The 15,293-nt window shown below is 62.5% G+C and carries 14 protein-coding genes; 9 read left to right on the top strand and 5 right to left on the bottom strand.

Features of this window, described 5'->3' with window-relative positions:
* Positions 1 to 4 precede the first annotated feature (4 nt).
* Genes VGO04_RS30425 through VGO04_RS30415 form a run of 3 tightly spaced genes read right to left on the bottom strand, consistent with a single transcriptional unit; the run spans position 5 to position 3,277 of the window.
* Positions 5 to 1,123: an iron-containing alcohol dehydrogenase gene (locus VGO04_RS30425; protein ID WP_327499714.1), complete on the bottom strand. Its 1,119-nt coding sequence runs from the start codon at positions 1,121 to 1,123 to the stop codon at positions 5 to 7.
* Between the two features lie 4 nt (positions 1,124 to 1,127).
* Positions 1,128 to 2,084, bottom strand: a complete 957-nt coding sequence (pdxA, locus tag VGO04_RS30420; RefSeq protein WP_327499713.1) for a 4-hydroxythreonine-4-phosphate dehydrogenase PdxA — start codon at positions 2,082 to 2,084, stop codon at positions 1,128 to 1,130.
* Positions 2,081 to 3,277, bottom strand: a complete 1,197-nt coding sequence (locus tag VGO04_RS30415) for a sialidase family protein (RefSeq protein ID WP_327499712.1) — start codon at positions 3,275 to 3,277, stop codon at positions 2,081 to 2,083. Before VGO04_RS30415 ends, pdxA begins: the two co-directional genes overlap by 4 nt.
* Before the next feature lie 232 nt (positions 3,278 to 3,509).
* On the opposite strand from VGO04_RS30415, the gene VGO04_RS30410 reads away from it, so the two are divergent.
* The 7 genes from VGO04_RS30410 (at position 3,510) to VGO04_RS30380 (ending at position 11,288) form a co-directional block, all read left to right on the top strand.
* Complete coding sequence (locus tag VGO04_RS30410) at positions 3,510 to 4,382, top strand: DMT family transporter (RefSeq protein WP_327499711.1); 873 nt, start codon at positions 3,510 to 3,512, stop codon at positions 4,380 to 4,382.
* Positions 4,383 to 4,436: 54 nt separating this feature from the next.
* Positions 4,437 to 5,906 carry an ABC transporter substrate-binding protein gene (locus VGO04_RS30405; RefSeq protein WP_414650635.1) on the top strand — a complete coding sequence of 490 codons (1,470 nt, stop codon included), beginning with the start codon at positions 4,437 to 4,439 and terminating at the stop codon, positions 5,904 to 5,906.
* 81 nt (positions 5,907 to 5,987) lie between these two features.
* Positions 5,988 to 6,902: an ABC transporter permease gene (locus VGO04_RS30400; RefSeq protein WP_327499747.1), complete on the top strand. Its 915-nt coding sequence runs from the start codon at positions 5,988 to 5,990 to the stop codon at positions 6,900 to 6,902.
* A gap of 10 nt (positions 6,903 to 6,912) precedes the next feature.
* Entirely contained in the window at positions 6,913 to 7,836 is a 924-nt protein-coding gene (locus VGO04_RS30395; protein ID WP_327499709.1) for an ABC transporter permease, read from the top strand.
* A complete protein-coding gene (locus VGO04_RS30390; protein WP_327499708.1) occupies positions 7,829 to 9,448 on the top strand; it encodes an ABC transporter ATP-binding protein in 1,620 nt (539 codons plus the stop codon). The genes VGO04_RS30395 and VGO04_RS30390 overlap by 8 nt, the downstream gene beginning before the upstream one ends.
* Before the next feature lie 26 nt (positions 9,449 to 9,474).
* Positions 9,475 to 10,356, top strand: a complete 882-nt coding sequence (locus VGO04_RS30385; protein WP_327499707.1) for a dihydrodipicolinate synthase family protein — start codon at positions 9,475 to 9,477, stop codon at positions 10,354 to 10,356.
* Between the two features lie 218 nt (positions 10,357 to 10,574).
* Positions 10,575 to 11,288 (top strand): DUF6065 family protein, encoded by a 714-nt coding sequence (locus tag VGO04_RS30380; RefSeq protein WP_327499706.1) that lies wholly within the window; start codon positions 10,575 to 10,577, stop codon positions 11,286 to 11,288.
* Between the two features lie 179 nt (positions 11,289 to 11,467).
* On the opposite strand, the gene VGO04_RS30375 is transcribed toward VGO04_RS30380, so the two are convergent.
* Positions 11,468 to 11,713: a hypothetical protein gene (locus VGO04_RS30375; RefSeq protein ID WP_327499705.1), complete on the bottom strand. Its 246-nt coding sequence runs from the start codon at positions 11,711 to 11,713 to the stop codon at positions 11,468 to 11,470.
* A 238-nt stretch (positions 11,714 to 11,951) separates the two neighbouring features.
* A complete protein-coding gene (locus VGO04_RS30370; RefSeq protein WP_327499704.1) occupies positions 11,952 to 12,842 on the bottom strand; it encodes a GntR family transcriptional regulator in 891 nt (296 codons plus the stop codon).
* Between the two features lie 232 nt (positions 12,843 to 13,074).
* On the opposite strand from VGO04_RS30370, the gene VGO04_RS30365 reads away from it, so the two are divergent.
* Positions 13,075 to 14,166, top strand: a complete 1,092-nt coding sequence (locus VGO04_RS30365) for an isocitrate/isopropylmalate dehydrogenase family protein (protein ID WP_327499703.1) — start codon at positions 13,075 to 13,077, stop codon at positions 14,164 to 14,166.
* A gap of 118 nt (positions 14,167 to 14,284) precedes the next feature.
* Positions 14,285 to 15,268 (top strand): Bug family tripartite tricarboxylate transporter substrate binding protein, encoded by a 984-nt coding sequence (locus tag VGO04_RS30360; protein WP_327499702.1) that lies wholly within the window; start codon positions 14,285 to 14,287, stop codon positions 15,266 to 15,268.
* Positions 15,269 to 15,293 lie beyond the last annotated feature (25 nt).

Here is a 15,293-nt window from a genome sequence, read left to right as displayed (position 1 = left end):
TGGGCTAGAAGGCTGACCTGTAAACGGCCAGCACGTCCTCGACGCTCATGTCGATCGGATTGTTGTCCATGAGACGACGGTTGGCGTGGGCCTCGCTCGCATAGAGCGGCAGGTCATCCGGTTTCGCGCCATGGGCGGCAAGGGACATTTCGATGCCGAGATCGTGGCAGAAGCCACGGGCCGCGGAAAGCAGTTCGCGCGCTGCGAGGTTGTCGCCAAGGCCGAGCGCCTGTGCGACTTCCGCGGTCTTGTCGACGGTAACAGTCTGGTTGAACGCCAGCACATGCGGGAAGATGATGGCGTTGGCCAGGCCATGTGGCAGGCGAAGCCTTGTGCCGAGCGGATAGGCGATTGCGTGGCCGGCTGCCGTATTGACCGGCCCAAGGCAGATGCCGCCGTAATAGGAGGCAAGCATCATGCCTTCGCGCGCCTCGGTATCGGTGCCATCCTTGACGGCGCGCGCCAGGTATTTGCCGACAAGCCTGAAGCCCATGCGGGCAAAACCGTCGATCATCGGATGGGCACGGCGATTGGTGAAGGCCTCGACGCAGTGCGCCATGGCGTCCACCCCCGTCGCTGCAGTTACCGCCGGTGGCACCGAATAGGTGAGTTCCGGATCGAGGATGGCGAGATCGGCGATCATGTGCGGGCTTTCGACCGCGATCTTGTTGCCTTTTTCCGGATCGGTGATCAGCGATCGGATCCCTGCTTCCGAGCCCGTCCCGGCCGTGGTGGCGACCTGGACGAGCCGCGTGCTGCGGCCGGCGACCCTGTTGGGTCCGGCCACATCGGCAAGCGTTTGCACGGAATTCCAAAGCACGGCGACCAGTTTGGCCACATCGAGAACCGAGCCGCCGCCCAGCCCGACGATCAGGTCCGGCTTTTGTTGGCGTGCAGTCTCAAGGGCGGCGTTCAGCGTTGCGATATCGGGTTCGCCGGGGATGGCGTCGAATACTGCGACGCGGCCCTTGAGTTTCATGCGGTCGACGAAGCTGGCGGTGATCGGCGTCGCGATCACGAGGATCGATTGGGCATCGGCGGCCCAGGCGCCGACCTGCGCGATCGTGCCTGCGCCGACGACGAGGCGGCGAGGCTGGTGAAGCGTGATCTGAGTGGTGGTCATGGCGTCATCCTCGCTTGGCTGCGCCAGACACCAGCTTGCGGGCATAGGCGATGGCGGAGTTCATGTTGCCGTGGTTGGCGATGCCCTTGCCGGCGATGTCGAAAGCCGTGCCGTGGTCGACCGAGGTGCGGTCGATCGGCAGGTCCACCGAGACGTTGACGGCGGTGTCGAAGGCGACGAGCTTGACCGGGATGTGTCCCTGGTCATGATACTGGGCGACGACAAGGTCGAAGCCACCGGAATAGGCGCGGTGGAACACGGTGTCGGCCGAGATCGGACCATAGGCATCGATGCCTTCCGCCCGTGCCGCTTCGACCGCAGGTGCGATCTGTTCGTCATCCTCGGTGCCGAAAAGGCCGTTCTCGCCGCAATGGGGATTGACGCCGGCGACCGCGATCCTGGGCGCCGCATATCCGATGCGTTTCAGATGTGCGTCGCCAGCCTTGATGGTGGCAAGTACCCGCTCGGTCGTGGAGCGCCGGATCGCCTCCTGGAGCGAGACGTGCGTCGAGACATGGATGACCTTGAGACGTTCGGAGGCGAGCAGCATGTAAGCAGCCTTCGAGCCCGTCAGGCTGCGCAGCATTCCGGTGTGGCCGTCGTAGTGATGGCCGGCAAGGTTCAGCGCTTCCTTGTTGATCGGTGCGGTGACGATGCAACCGATGGCGCCGGCTTCCGCATCCCGCACCGCCTTTTCGATGAAGCGGAATGCGGCGTCACCGGCAACCGGGCTGAGCTTGCCCCAGGGAAGCGGTGCGCCTTCGACCGGCAGGTCCACGACGAAGGGCTCAAGGTCAACCGCGAGGTCCAGCGCCGTACGGGCCGCTTCAAGGGTCGCAAGGTTGCCGTAGATGCGGGTTGTCTCGCGGTCCTGTGGCGACATTTCCGCAAGCGCGCGGACTGAAATCTCCGGGCCGACGCCGCACGGGTCGCCCATGGTGATGCCGATGATAGTGCTCATGAAAGTCTCCGTGCGTCGGCGCGATCCCAGCCAGGGGCCAGGCGGACATATTTGATGGCGCGCCGGTGATAGGTGTAGGCGAGGTGCATGGTCCCGTCCGGGGCCTCGAGCAGCCAGGGATAGGACATTTCCTTGTTGCGACCGTCGGTCGAGTCGTTGGAGAGGCAGGTTCCGGGGCCGTCTTCGATCGTGAGGCGGACAGGAAAGGTCTTGCCGCCGTCCTCGGACAGGCAAAGTGCGACAGGCGCCCGCGGCACGCCCCAGACCGGTTCGCAGCCGCCTTCAGGGTCGGCATCCGGGCGGCCATCGTCCTCGCCGAGTTCGTCGTAGAGAGAGGCGCGCCGCTCGGTGAATTCGGCGGCGCTCACCGGATTGCAGATGGTCGCGATCCGGCCGTCTGCGAGACGTATGGCGGCGATCGAGGAGTTGTTGTTGGGTATGTCGGTCGCCGCAGGCGCAGACCAGGTGCGTCCGCCGTCCAGGCTTTCGGTTCTGTAGATCCAGTCGGCCTGCCGCCGGCGGAAGAGAGCGGCAAGGCGCTCGTCTCCGATCGAAACGGGCGACATGTGCACGCAGCCGATCGACTGCTCCAACTCGTTCAGTTGCCAGGTTTCCCCCTGGTCGAGCGAAATGCCGATGGCCGCGGTGTCATGGCTGCCGTTCCATTTCTGGCCGGGCCGCTGGACGCAGCGGAAGATCGGCAACAGCCACGCGCCGTCTTCGCGCACCACCAGGGGCGCGCGGACGAAGCAGCCGCGCGGCAGATCGAGATAGCGCCCCTCGTCGGCAGTCAGCGTCAACGGGTCGGACGGGTTGCGTCGGATCTCGGCCATGCGGATCCGGCACTCATCCTGGTTTCCGGAAGGCTGGGAGGTATGAAAGAGCCAAAGCCTGCCGTCAGGAGCCGTGAACAGCACCGGGTTCTGTTCCGAATGAGCGGGGTCGAAGCTCAGGCGTTGGGGTGGCCCCCACGTGGCCGCATTCGTTGGAAGCACCGAGGCAAAGATCGAAATGTCGGACTTGCCTTCAAGGCTTCCTCCGAACCACGTGCAGGCAAGCGCGCCATCTGACAGCAGATGCAGGAATGCGGCGTGGTTCTGCACCATGGGCGAAGGCAGCAAAGCCTCGTGGCGCGTTGGCGAGATCGCTTTCAGCGCGCCATTCATGCTGCGGGCTATTTCCTCTGGGGTCATCGGCTCCTCCTGCTTGCTCTTGAAAATCGCCGAAATTACAAAGTTGTCAAGTTCTATTATGTTATTACTGGCTCAAATGTGTGCGGATATATTTTGTAAAGTGTTGAAATTAAACGGATAAAAAAATCAAAAAACGAGCAGTAATTTTTACATGACAAAACTGTTTGACAAATTTGTTTGAAAAGGAGATTGTCATGTCAAGCCGGCAAGAGGATGCCGGGAGGAGGTTTTCATGCCGGGAAGCGTCGGCGCTCAAGAGGCCAGGATGGCTGTGATCTTTGCGGTAGGCGCTGCGATGCTTGCTGCAGCCGACGCAGTAATCGTTCGTGCCTTGAATGGCGCGGTGCATCCCTTCGTCATCGGCTTCTTCCGCGCCTTCTTTGGCGCCGTCATTCTTTTGCCTTGGGTGGCTCTGCGTCCGTCGGTGCTGCGTTCAAGCCATCCGCTGCGCCAGCATGCGGTGCGGGCCGGCTTCAAGCTGCTCGCCATGGTCGCTTTCTTTGCTGCTTTCAGCTGGGGGCCGCTCGCCGATGTGACGGCGATCGCCTTTACGTCGCCGATCTTCGTCCTGCTGGGCGCTGCGTTGACACTGGGCGAGCGGCCAGGTCCTGTCATGATTGGTGCCGTGGCGCTCGGCTTTGCCGGCGCAATGCTGATCGTCGGTCCGTCCGGCGCCGGTTTCAGCCTGGCCATCCTGCTCGCCCTCGTCGGCGCGGTGCTGCAGTCGGCCATTCAACTGATCCTCAAGTCGATGTCGAGGGGTGACAGGACTGCAACGCTCGTTGTCTGGAACCTTCTCCTGACCGTTCCGATCGCGCTTCTCTTCGCGCTTCCGTTCTGGAGCATGCCGGGCGCGCGGGAGTTGTCGCTGCTGGCGCTGCAGGGCGTCGTTGGCACGGCCTGCATGGGCATGATGACGCATGCCTTCTCGCTTGCCCCCGCAACGATTGTCGCGCCGGTCGATTTCCTGCGCTTGCCATTGGTGGCGCTCGGCGGCTTTGCGCTCTTTGGCGAGAATATCGCCCTGACCACGCTCTGCGGCGGCGGGCTCATCGGTTTTGCGGCACTGATCGCCGCGCGGTCCGGACAAGCAAAGTCTGGCTGAACATTTCACTAGGGAGGAAATGCCGTGAAGAAACTGTTTGTCTTGAGTGCACTCATGCTGAGTTCTGCCCTGTCTCCGGCTTTTGCAGGGTCAGGTCCGATCAAGATCGTGCTGGCCGAAGAGGCTGACCTGCTTGAACCGTGCATGGCCACGCGCTCGAACATCGGCCGCGTCATCATGCAGAACGTCAGCGAAACGCTGACGGAGCTCGATGTCCGTGACAAAAAGGGCGTCATGCCGCGGCTTGCCGAGAAATGGGAACAGAATGAGGACGGCAGCTGGCGCTTCCATCTGCGCCACGGTGTCAAGTTCTCGGACGGCACCACCTTCGACGCCAAGGATGTCAAGCACAGCTTCGACCGCATCATGAGCGACAAGAACACCTGCGAGTCGCGTCGCTACTTCGGCGGCATCAAGGTGACGCCAACTGTCGTCGACGACTACACGATCGACTTCAGCGCCGATCCGGTTCAGCCGATCCTGCCGCTGTTGATGTCGCTCGTCACCATTGTGCCCGAGGAAACACCGCTTGAGTTCATCCGCGAGCCGGTCGGCACGGGACCCTACAAGCTTACCAACTGGACGCCGGGCCAGCAGATCGTGCTGACCAGCCGTGACGATTATTGGGGCACGAAGCCCGAGGTCACGGAAGCGACCTATCTGTTCCGCGCCGATCCGTCGGTGCGCGCCGCCATGGTGCAGACCGGCGAAGCCGATCTGTCGCCGTCGATCTCGCAGCTCGACGCCACCAACCCGGCAACGGACTTCTCCTACCTCGACAGCGAAACCGTCTATCTGCGCATCGACCACAACATAGAGCCGCTGAACGACGTTCGCGTGCGCCGTGCGCTGAACATTGCCATCGACCGGCAGGCCTTCCTCGGCACGCTTGTTCCCGACAGTGCACTGCTCGCCACCGCGATCGTGCCACCGCCGACGCTCGGCTGGAACCCCGACGTCAAGGTATTCCCATACGACCCGGAAGGCGCAAAGAAGCTGATCGAGGAAGCCAAGGCCGATGGCGTCAAGGTCGAGACGCCGATCACCATCATCGCGCGCTCGGCCAACTTCCCGAACGTGACCGAGATCATAGAGGCCATCCAGGCGCAGCTCCAGGACGTGGGCTTCAAGGTCGATCTGAAGTTCGTCGAGGTTGCCGAGCACGAACAGTACTATTCGAAGCCCTTTAAGGAAGGCCGCGGCCCGCAGATCGTTGCCGCCATGCACGACAACTCCAAGGGTGATCCGTCGTTCTCGATGTTCTTCAAGTATGCGACCGACGGCACGCAATCCGGTTTCTCGGATCCGAAGGTTGACGATCTGATCAAGCGCGCCTCGGGTGCCGTCGGTGAGGAACGCGCCAAGCTCTGGTCCGAACTGATCGCCTATCTGCACGACGATGTCGTCGCCGACGTCCTGTTGTTCCACATGGTCGGCTTCTCCCGCGTCTCCGAGCGGCTGGACTTCAAGCCGACCATGGCGACCAACGGAACGCTGCAGCTGTCTGAGATCAAGATCAAGTAAACTACTCTGGCGAACCCGGTTCGCCAGACCAACAGCAATCAAGGCGGTGGGATGAGCCCACCGCCGGATTTCGAGGGCGCCATGCTGAAATTCGTTCGAACACGCGCCGTGGCCAGTCTGATCTCGCTCGTCGGGCTGCTCGTCATGGTCTTCTTCCTGTCGCGGTTGACGGGAGATCCGGCGGCCCTGTTCCTGCCGGTCGAGGCTTCCGCCGAAATGAAGGAGCAGTTCCGCGAGCTGCACGGGCTGAACGATCCGCTCCTCGTCCAGTTCACGCGCTATGTCGGCGACGTCGTCACCGGCGATTTCGGCGAATCCCTGCGCAAGGCCCGCCCGGCGCTCGACGTGGTGCTCGAAGCCTTCACCTGGACACTCTGGCTTGCCGTCATCACGATGACGCTCGTTGCCGGTGCCGCAATCGTCGTCGGTTCGCTTGCGGCATTCCGCGCCGGCGGCTTCTTCGACCGGCTGGCCTCGATCATTTCGCTGATCGGCGCGTCTGTCCCCGATTTCTGGATCGCCATCGTCGCGATCGTCGTCTTCTCGGTCAATCTCGCCTGGCTACCGACCTCGGGAACGGGATCGCTGCTCCATTGGATCCTGCCGATCGCCGTGCTGTTCATCCGCCCCTTCGGCATCATCGTGCAGGTGGTGCGCGGCTCGATGATCGGCGCGCTGTCCTCGGCCTATGTGAAGACGGCGCGCGCCAAGGGCGTCAAATCCGGCCCGATCATCTTCGTGCACGCCTTGCGCAACGCCATGCTGCCGGTGATCACCGTGCTCGGCGATCAGGCGGCGAGCCTGTTGAATGGCGCTGTCATTGTCGAAACCATCTTCGGCTTTCCCGGCGTCGGCAAGCTGATGATCGATTCCATTCTGCAGCGCGATTTCAACGTCGTGCTTGCCGCCATCCTCGTCACGGCGCTGGCGATCTTCGTCATGAACCTGCTGATCGACCTTGCCTATGCGCTGCTCGATCCGCGCATCCGGCATTGAGGAGGCGACCATGACACTCGTGACCAACGACAGCGTCATCCTCGAAGAGCCTTCCTTCGCCAGGCGGATGTGGCGCATGCTGCTTGCCGACAAGTTTGCCCTTTGCGCGGTGATCTTCCTCGTCTTCGTCCTGATCCTTGCGATCATCGGACCGAGCTGGCTCGGCGATCTCGCGACCAAGCAGAACCTGCGCGGCCGCAATGCGGCGCCCTTCGACTGGGAACGCGGATGGGTCTGGTGGATGGGGGCGGATGCGCTCGGTCGGCCTCTGCTTGCCCGCATCATCGTCGCCACGCAGAACACGCTGATGGTCGCGGCCGGTGCCGTCGCCCTTTCGGCGGTTACCGGCACATTCCTCGGCCTCATCGCCGGCTTTTCCTCGCCGCGCGTCAACCAGGTGATCATGCGGCTTGCCGACGTGATCATGTCGTTCCCGTCGCTGCTCATTGCCGTGATCGTCCTTTACATTCTCGGCTCGTCGGTCCTGAACCTGATGCTGGTGCTCGCGATCACCCGCATCCCTGTCTATCTGCGCACGACGCGGGCCGAGGTTCTGGAAATCCGCGAACGCATGTTCGTCCAGGCCGCGCGCGTGATGGGTGCATCCAGGAACCGCATCCTCTTTCGTCACATCCTGCCGGTGGTGCTGCCGACCTTGACGACGCTTGCGACGCTCGACTTCGCCTATGTCATGCTCGCCGAAAGTGCTTTGTCCTTCCTCGGTATCGGCATCCAGCCGCCGGAGATCACCTGGGGCCTGATGATCTCGCAAGGGCGGCAATACCTCACCAATGCTTGGTGGCTGTCCTTCTGGCCGGGCCTTGCGATCATTCTCACCACCATGTCGCTCAATCTGCTTTCCAACTGGCTGCGCATCGCGCTCGATCCGGTGCAGCGTTGGCGCCTCGAAATGAAGGGTCGCAAGAATGGCTGACCATCTGCTGGAAGTCCGCAACCTCTCGGTCGAGTTCCACACCGCCGTCGGCGTGGTCAAGGCGGTGCGCAACATCTCCTATCACCTCGATCGCGGCGAGACGCTGGCGATCCTCGGCGAAAGCGGGTCGGGCAAGTCGGTCTCCTCCTCGGCGATCATGAACCTGATCGACATGCCGCCGGGACGCATCAGCTCGGGAGAGATCCTGCTCGACGGCGTCGACCTGCTGACGATGCCGGCGCAGGAGCGGCGCAAGGTCAATGGGCGGCGGGTCGCGATGATCTTCCAGGATCCGCTGAGCCACCTCAACCCGGTCTATACGGTCGGATGGCAGATCCGCGAAGCGCTCACCACCCATGGGACGGATGCTGCAAAGGCCGCCTCCGAGGCGCTGCGGCTTCTGACCCGGGTTGGCATCCCCGACCCGGAAGGCTCAGCGAACAAGTATCCGCACGAGTTCTCTGGCGGCCAGCGACAACGTGTGATGATCGCCATGGCGCTGGCGCTGCGTCCGGACCTGCTGATTGCCGACGAGCCGACGACGGCGCTCGACGTGACCGTGCAGGCCGAGGTCCTGGCACTGCTTGAGGAACTGCAGCGAGAAACCGGGATGGCGATCCTCATCATCACCCATGACCTCGGTGTCGTCGCAGAGGTCGCCGACCGGGTCGTGGTGATGGAAAAGGGCGTGCTGGTCGAAACCGGTACCGTGCGTGAGGTCTACAAGAACCCGCAACATCCTTACACGAAGAAGCTGATCGCCGCCGCGCCTGGCAAGGGCGACATGCATGCGCCGGCCGCCCGGGCAGAGCCGGTTCTGTCGGTTCACGACGTGCGCAAGCGCTATGGTTCCTTCGAGGCGCTGAAGGGTGTTTCCTTTGACCTCATGCCCGGCGAGACGATGGCTGTCGTCGGCGAAAGCGGCTCCGGCAAGTCGACGCTTGCCCGCATCCTGTTGCGTCTCGACGAGCCGGACAGCGGCAAGGCCCTGTGGAAGGGCCGCGACCTCTTCACCATGTCGCCGGCCGAACTCTACAAGCTGCGGCGCGACCTGCAGATGGTGTTCCAGGATCCGACGCAGTCGCTCAATCCGCGCATGACCGTCTATCAGCTGATCTCCGAGGCCTGGATGATTCATCCGGATATCCTGCCCAAGGCCAAGTGGCGCGAGCGCGTGGCCGAGCTTCTGGTGCAGGTCGGGCTTGGTCCGGAACATATGGGACGCTACCCCCACCAGTTCTCAGGCGGTCAGCGCCAGCGCATCGCGATCGCTCGCGCACTCGCGCTCGAACCGCAACTGATCATCTGCGACGAGGCCGTCTCGGCACTCGACGTCTCGGTTCAGGCTCAGGTGATCGCGCTGCTCGACAAGCTGCGCAAGGAAATGGGCATCGCGTTCATTTTCATTGCCCATGATCTGCCGGTGGTCCGCGATTTCGCCGATCACGTGATGGTCATGCAGAAAGGCAATGTCGTGGAACTCGGAACGGTGCGAGAGGTGTTCGACGCACCAAGGCAAGACTATACCCGCGCGCTGCTTGCGGCCGGCCTCAACCCAGATCCCGACGTTCAGGCGGCCCAGCGCGCCGCCCGTCTCCGGCGCGCCTCCTAAGACGCCACATTTCAGAGGAACATCGAATGACCAAGCAAGCCTATGTCGCCCTCGTGACCTGCTTCAACGAGGACGAGACGATCAACTACAAGGCGACGCGCGCCCAGGTCAGCCGGCAGGTTGAGGCAGGCAACAACATCATGTGCGCCGGCACCAACGGTGATTTCACCGCGCTCACCTTCGAGGAAAAGGTGCGTCTCACGCAAGAGGTGGTGGACGAAGTGGCTGGCCGTGTGAAGGTGATCGTCAACGCCGGCATGCCGGCGACCTTCGAGACGGTGAAGCTCGCTCGCGAGTTCGACCGTATCGGCGTCGACGGCATCGCCGTGATCACGCCGTTCTTCATCGCCTGCACGCAGGACGGACTTGTGCGCCACTTCTCCACGGTTGCCGATGCGGTGAAGACGCCGGTCTACCTTTACGATATCCCGGCTCGCACCCAGAACCATATCGAGCCTGAAACCGCCCGCGCGCTTGCCGGCCACGGCAACATTGCCGGCATCAAGGATTCGGGCGGCGCGAAGGAAACGCTTGAAGCCTATTTGCAGGTTGCCAAAGAGGTTGACGGGTTCGAAGTCTACTCCGGCCCCGACCACCTGGTGCTCTGGGCGCTGCAGAACGGCGCTGCCGGCTGCATCTCAGGCCTCGGCAACGCCATGCCGCAGGTGCTCGCAGGCATCCTTGGAGCCTTCAATGCCTGCGACATGGCGGAGGCGGAGAAGCAGCAGGCGACGTTCGCTGCATTTCGAACAGACCTCTACGCATTGGGCTTTGCTCCGGCCATGGTGAAACGGGCGTTGTTCCTTCAGGACGCCAGCGTCGGCGCGAGCCGCCAGCCGGCGCTGCTACCGAACAAGGAACAGGACAGTCAGATCGCGGAAATCCTTGGGCGCTACCGCCTTCTCTAAGAGATCAGCCATGCGGGGCCGCCGCAGTTATGACGCCAGTGCCGGGAGCCTTTAGGGGTAGCCACGTTGCGTCACGCGCTGAGGTTGGGGCGGCCCTCTCGCTGCCATGCTTGATGCTTGCCGGTATCGTCGCGCCGAAAGGCCAATTCGGGCGGCTTGGGCGGAATAAGTGGCGGCCGGTCGCGTTCTTCCAGAACCATCAATCTGGAGGTTTCCCGATGCTGTCCCTGATCCGCCGACCCGCGCACACACTCTCTTTTGTCTGCCAGCCCCAGGATTACGGCGTGATCGCCGCGCCGCAACTGGCGAAGTCCGTTCTCCCCGACTGGTATCGCAAGCTGCCGCCCATCGACAGACAGCACCTCACGGTCGCCAACAACGGGCTGACGGTGAAGCGGTGCATGCCCTTTCTTGACGCGATGACGACCGGCTGGCTCCTGCCGCTCGCCGCCACTGTTCGCCTCGAGATCAAGGACGAAGGCCGAACCGTCACCGCCGGCTGGGAGTTCGACCGCGTTATGGTCAGCAACCACGGAGCGCACCAGGTCGCGGGCAACCCAAAGGAGCCGAGCCCGCCGTGCAAGTTCCACAATTACTGGTCGCTCCGCACGCCGAAAGGTTGGAGCTGCCTGTTCGTGCCGCCCCTCAATCGACCGGCACAGCCGTTCGAATGCGTGGCGGGCGTCGTCGACACGGACACCTACGCCGCCCACGTCCATTTTCCATTCTTCGCGACCCAGTCGGACGGCATCTATGTCATCGAGAAGGGAACGCCGCTGGTTCAGGTCATCCCCTTTTGCCGCGACGATGCGGCAATTCCGGCGGAGGTCCGGCCGGAGACCGGAAAGGAAGCGATGGAGCGGGAGGCGGTCCACAGAAACACGATTGCCGGGCAGGGCTGGTACCGCAAATGGGCGCGCGCCGCCCGTTGATCTTGTTTCAGGTCGGGAGACAGCAACGGGGGCCGGATGATCCGGCCCCCGCGCTCTTAAGCGAAGTCAGCGGCGCGCACGCCAACCGATTCCCCGATAGTACGACCGGTCGGAGCCGTTCGAACTCGAGTTTGAGGAACTGTTCGACGAGGAGTTGGAACTCGAATTGCTCGACGAATTCAGCTTGAGTTCGAGGAGCTGTTCGACGACGAGTTCGAGCTCGAGTTGCTTGACGAGTTGGAGCTCGAATTGGACGAGCTGTTGCCGGCGACGATGATGACGCCGTCATCATCGTCTATCGGTGCATGCGATGACCGATCAACGTCGAGCGGTGCAACCGGATGTTCCCTGGCGTGTGCCGCAGTGCTCACGAGTGCGGCCATGCCTGCGACGAGAGCGGACTTCAATCTCCAGTGTCTTGTCATGGTGTTACTCCTTTTCCCAGATGGGACCGGCCGTTCCGGTCCGGGGGAGTAACGGGCGAGATTGAACCTTATTCCGCGTTTTGCCGCTGGCGTTGCTAGACGGATTCTCGTTTGTCGGCGTTTTTTCTATCCGGCAGCAAGTGCTGCGCGATGAGGCGGACTCGCCGCGAGCATCCCATGCCGAATTGCAAGCTGAAACGCGGGTAGCTCGTGCTTGCGAGCGATATCGGCGGCGAGACTAGGCTCGCCTTTCCCGCGCAACCGTTTTCAGGCGGCCAAGGTCTGCAAGATGTCGCGCCATGAAGCGCGAGGCTTCCTCGTTCTTGCCGGCGAGGATCAGGTCAAGCAACTCGATGTGCTCGCGGCAGCGTTCGCGGGCGCTGTCGCGATCCAGCATTTGGCGATAGTCGATCAGGCGGCGCAGACGGTCGAGGCGGTTCAGTGCGTCAATGAAGAAGCTGTTCTGGCAGCATTCGATGATCGCCTCGTGCATGCCGCTGTTCAATCCGAAGAGCTTTGCATCCGACACCGTCCAGATGCCGCCGTTGACGAGCCATTCCTGTTCCTCCCGGCAGCGAAGAAGTGCGGGGCGGTTGAGCTTGAAAGTTGGCTCCAGCAGGGCGGCGGGTTCGATCAACAGGCGAAACCGAAAGCTATCCTCATAGGCCTGCAGCGAGGTCAGGACTGGCAGGAAGGCCCAGCCATGGCCCGGCAGTCTCTCGATCCAGCCTTCATTGGCCATGCGCAAAAGGATTTTGGACAGTCGACCCTTGGTCAGATCATACCGGCGCAGGAACTCGCTCTCCGTGATCTTTTCGGGCAGGCGGCCGTGTAGACGGTCGTCCGCGATCGTCAGGTAGATCTGTTCGTCGTCTTCCGCGGAAGGGGATTCGAGCGACAGTTTTTCGGCCGCCTTTACGTCGGCGATCATGTAGCCGCCGCCTTCACCCTGCTTCAGCACGCCCGCCTCATGCAGCAGCTTCATGGCGTTGCGCACCGGCGAACGCGAGACCCGGAACTGTTCCGCGAGCTTTCGTTCGACCAGGCGATCACCCTCGGTGAGCTTGTCGGTGCGGATGTAGGCGACGATCTGGTCGGCAAGGTTGGCGATCAGGGGGGTGGTCTGCACGGCTAAGCTCCCGATTTTGCTCATCTATGCCACAAGGCTGTCGCATCGCCAAGCATTTTTGGTTTTTCTCTATTGCAAAATACCAATCCTTGGCGTATTTGGTATTTTAGAGGAGAAAAAGACCAATACGGTCTGGAGGATCCCAATTCGATAATGGCTTGTTTGGCGCCGGCGCGAAGCCGGCGAACGATCTTGCTTGGCCTCCGCGATCTCCTGAAACGGTGAGGAAGACATGACCATAAAACTTCTCGTATTGCCTGGAGACGGGATCGGGCCGGAAATAACCGCCGCGACTCTGGAGGTGCTCAAGGCCGTCGACGCCGAAACCGGTGTCGGTTTCGAATTCGAGTTCAAGGATATCGGTCTGAAATCCCTTGCCGAGCAGGGCACGACGCTGACAGACGCGGTGATGACGCGCGTATCCGAGGTGGACGGTGTCATCCTCGGACCCGTCTCGCATTACGAGTATCCGCCACGAGACAAGGGCGGCATCAATCCGTCGGGCGAACTCAGAACCAGGTTCGAACTTTACGCCAATATTCGCCCATGCCGCTCGCGCGAGGGGTTGACCATCCTGCGCAAGCCCATGGACCTCGTTCTGGTTCGCGAGAATACCGAAGGCTTTTACTCCGACCGCAATATGTACGCCGGCGCAGGCGAATTCATGCCGGACCCGGACATGGCGTTTTCGATCCGCAAGGTGACCGCCAAGGCATCCGCGCGCGTGGCGAAGACGGCATTTGAGCTCGCCCGTTACCGCCGCAAGAAGGTGACGGCGGTGCACAAGGCCAATGTCGTCAAGCTGTCCGACGGTCTGTTCCTGCGTGAGGTGCGCAAGGTCGCCGAGACGTATCCCGATGTTCAGCTGGAAGAACTGATTGTCGATGCGACGGCCGCGCATCTCATTCGCACCCCCGAACGCTTCGACGTGATCGTCACCACCAACATGTTCGGCGACATTCTTTCGGATGAGGCCTCGGAACTGTCAGGCAGCCTCGGTCTGGGCGGCTCCATCAACGTCGGCGACGACATCTGTGTCGCTCAGGCGCAGCATGGCTCGGCACCCGACATTGCCGGCAGAAATCTGGCGAACCCGACCTCTCTTATCCTTTCCGCCGGTATGCTGCTCGACTGGCTCGGACGCCGGCGCAGCGACATGCGGCTGACGCGTGCAGCGGCTCTCATCGAGGCGGCAACTGAAACAGTGCTTCAGCAACCGCAATTGCGCACACGCGACATCGGTGGGGTTCTGGATACCGACGCATTCGCCGTGAGGGTGGTGGAAGCCATCCGTGCCGCCGGCGCTTCGACGTCTGCGGCCTGAGCCGGCCAGCAATCCCCGCAAGGGCAAGCCGGGATTGTGTTCCGGCGATCCTGGAGGAGGGGGCCGACTGGCGGCTCCTGGGATCGAACAACACAGACACGTGGATGGAGGAGTTTCCATGAAGAAGATCACGCGACGCGCCTTTTCAACGCTGTTGGCAGCTGCTGCCACAGTCGTGCTGGTTCACCAGACGGCTGTTCCCGCTTTCGCGGACGAACAGCTTAAATCCCTGCACATCATGGCTCCGAGCAGCCCGGGCAGCGGCTACGATCAGTTGGCCAGAACCATTCAGACGATCCTGCAAGAAGACAAGCTCACGGGACCTGTCGAGGTTCAGAACGTCGCGGGCGGTGGCGGAACGGTCGGTCTCTCGCAGTTTGTCACCACCAAGCCGCGGCATCCGTCGGCCATGGTCATCGGCTTTGCGCTGGTCGGCGGTGTGCTGACGACGAAGTCGCCCGTGACGCTGGAACAAACCGTCCCGGTCGCCCGCCTTATGGGCGAGGCCGATGCGATCGTCGTGCCGGCAAGCTCCGACATCAAGACGTTGGACGACTTGGTTGCACGTTTGAAGGCGGATCCGGCAAAGGTCTCCTGGGCCGGGGGCTCGATCGGCGGCATCGATCACGTCGCTGCCGGCTTGATCGCCAAGACCATTGGCGTCGATCCGAAGACGATCAACTACGTGGTGCATGCCGGCGGCGGCGAGGTGCTGGCCTCCACACTTGGCGGCCATGCGACCGTTGGCATCAGCGGCTACGAGGAGTTTCGCGCACAGGTCGAGGCAGGCCAGCTTCGTGCGCTGGCAGTCACCGGCGACACGCGTATTCCCGGTGTCGACGTGCCGACCCTGAAGGAGGCGGGTGTCGATCTCGCCGTGATGAACTGGCGCGGGATCATGGCGCACCCGAAGCTCGCCGAGAAAGACCGCGAAGGGCTCGAAAAGGCCATCGCCGCTCTCGTCAAGACGCCCGAGTGGCAGGCTGCGCTCAAGAAGCGCGGCTGGATCGATACGTACCTGCCGGCCGACGACTTCGGTGCGTTTCTGGCCGACGAGCAGAAGCGCGTCGAAGGGGCGTTGAAGGAAGTCGGACTGCTCTGACCGGCGGCGAATTTGGGAGGTGTCA

Source organism: Ensifer sp. (genome assembly GCF_035999185.1).
Taxonomy (GTDB): Bacteria; Pseudomonadota; Alphaproteobacteria; order Rhizobiales; family Rhizobiaceae; genus Ensifer.
Note: the sequence above shows the minus strand (reverse complement) of the source record. Positions and strands in the feature narration are given on the sequence as shown.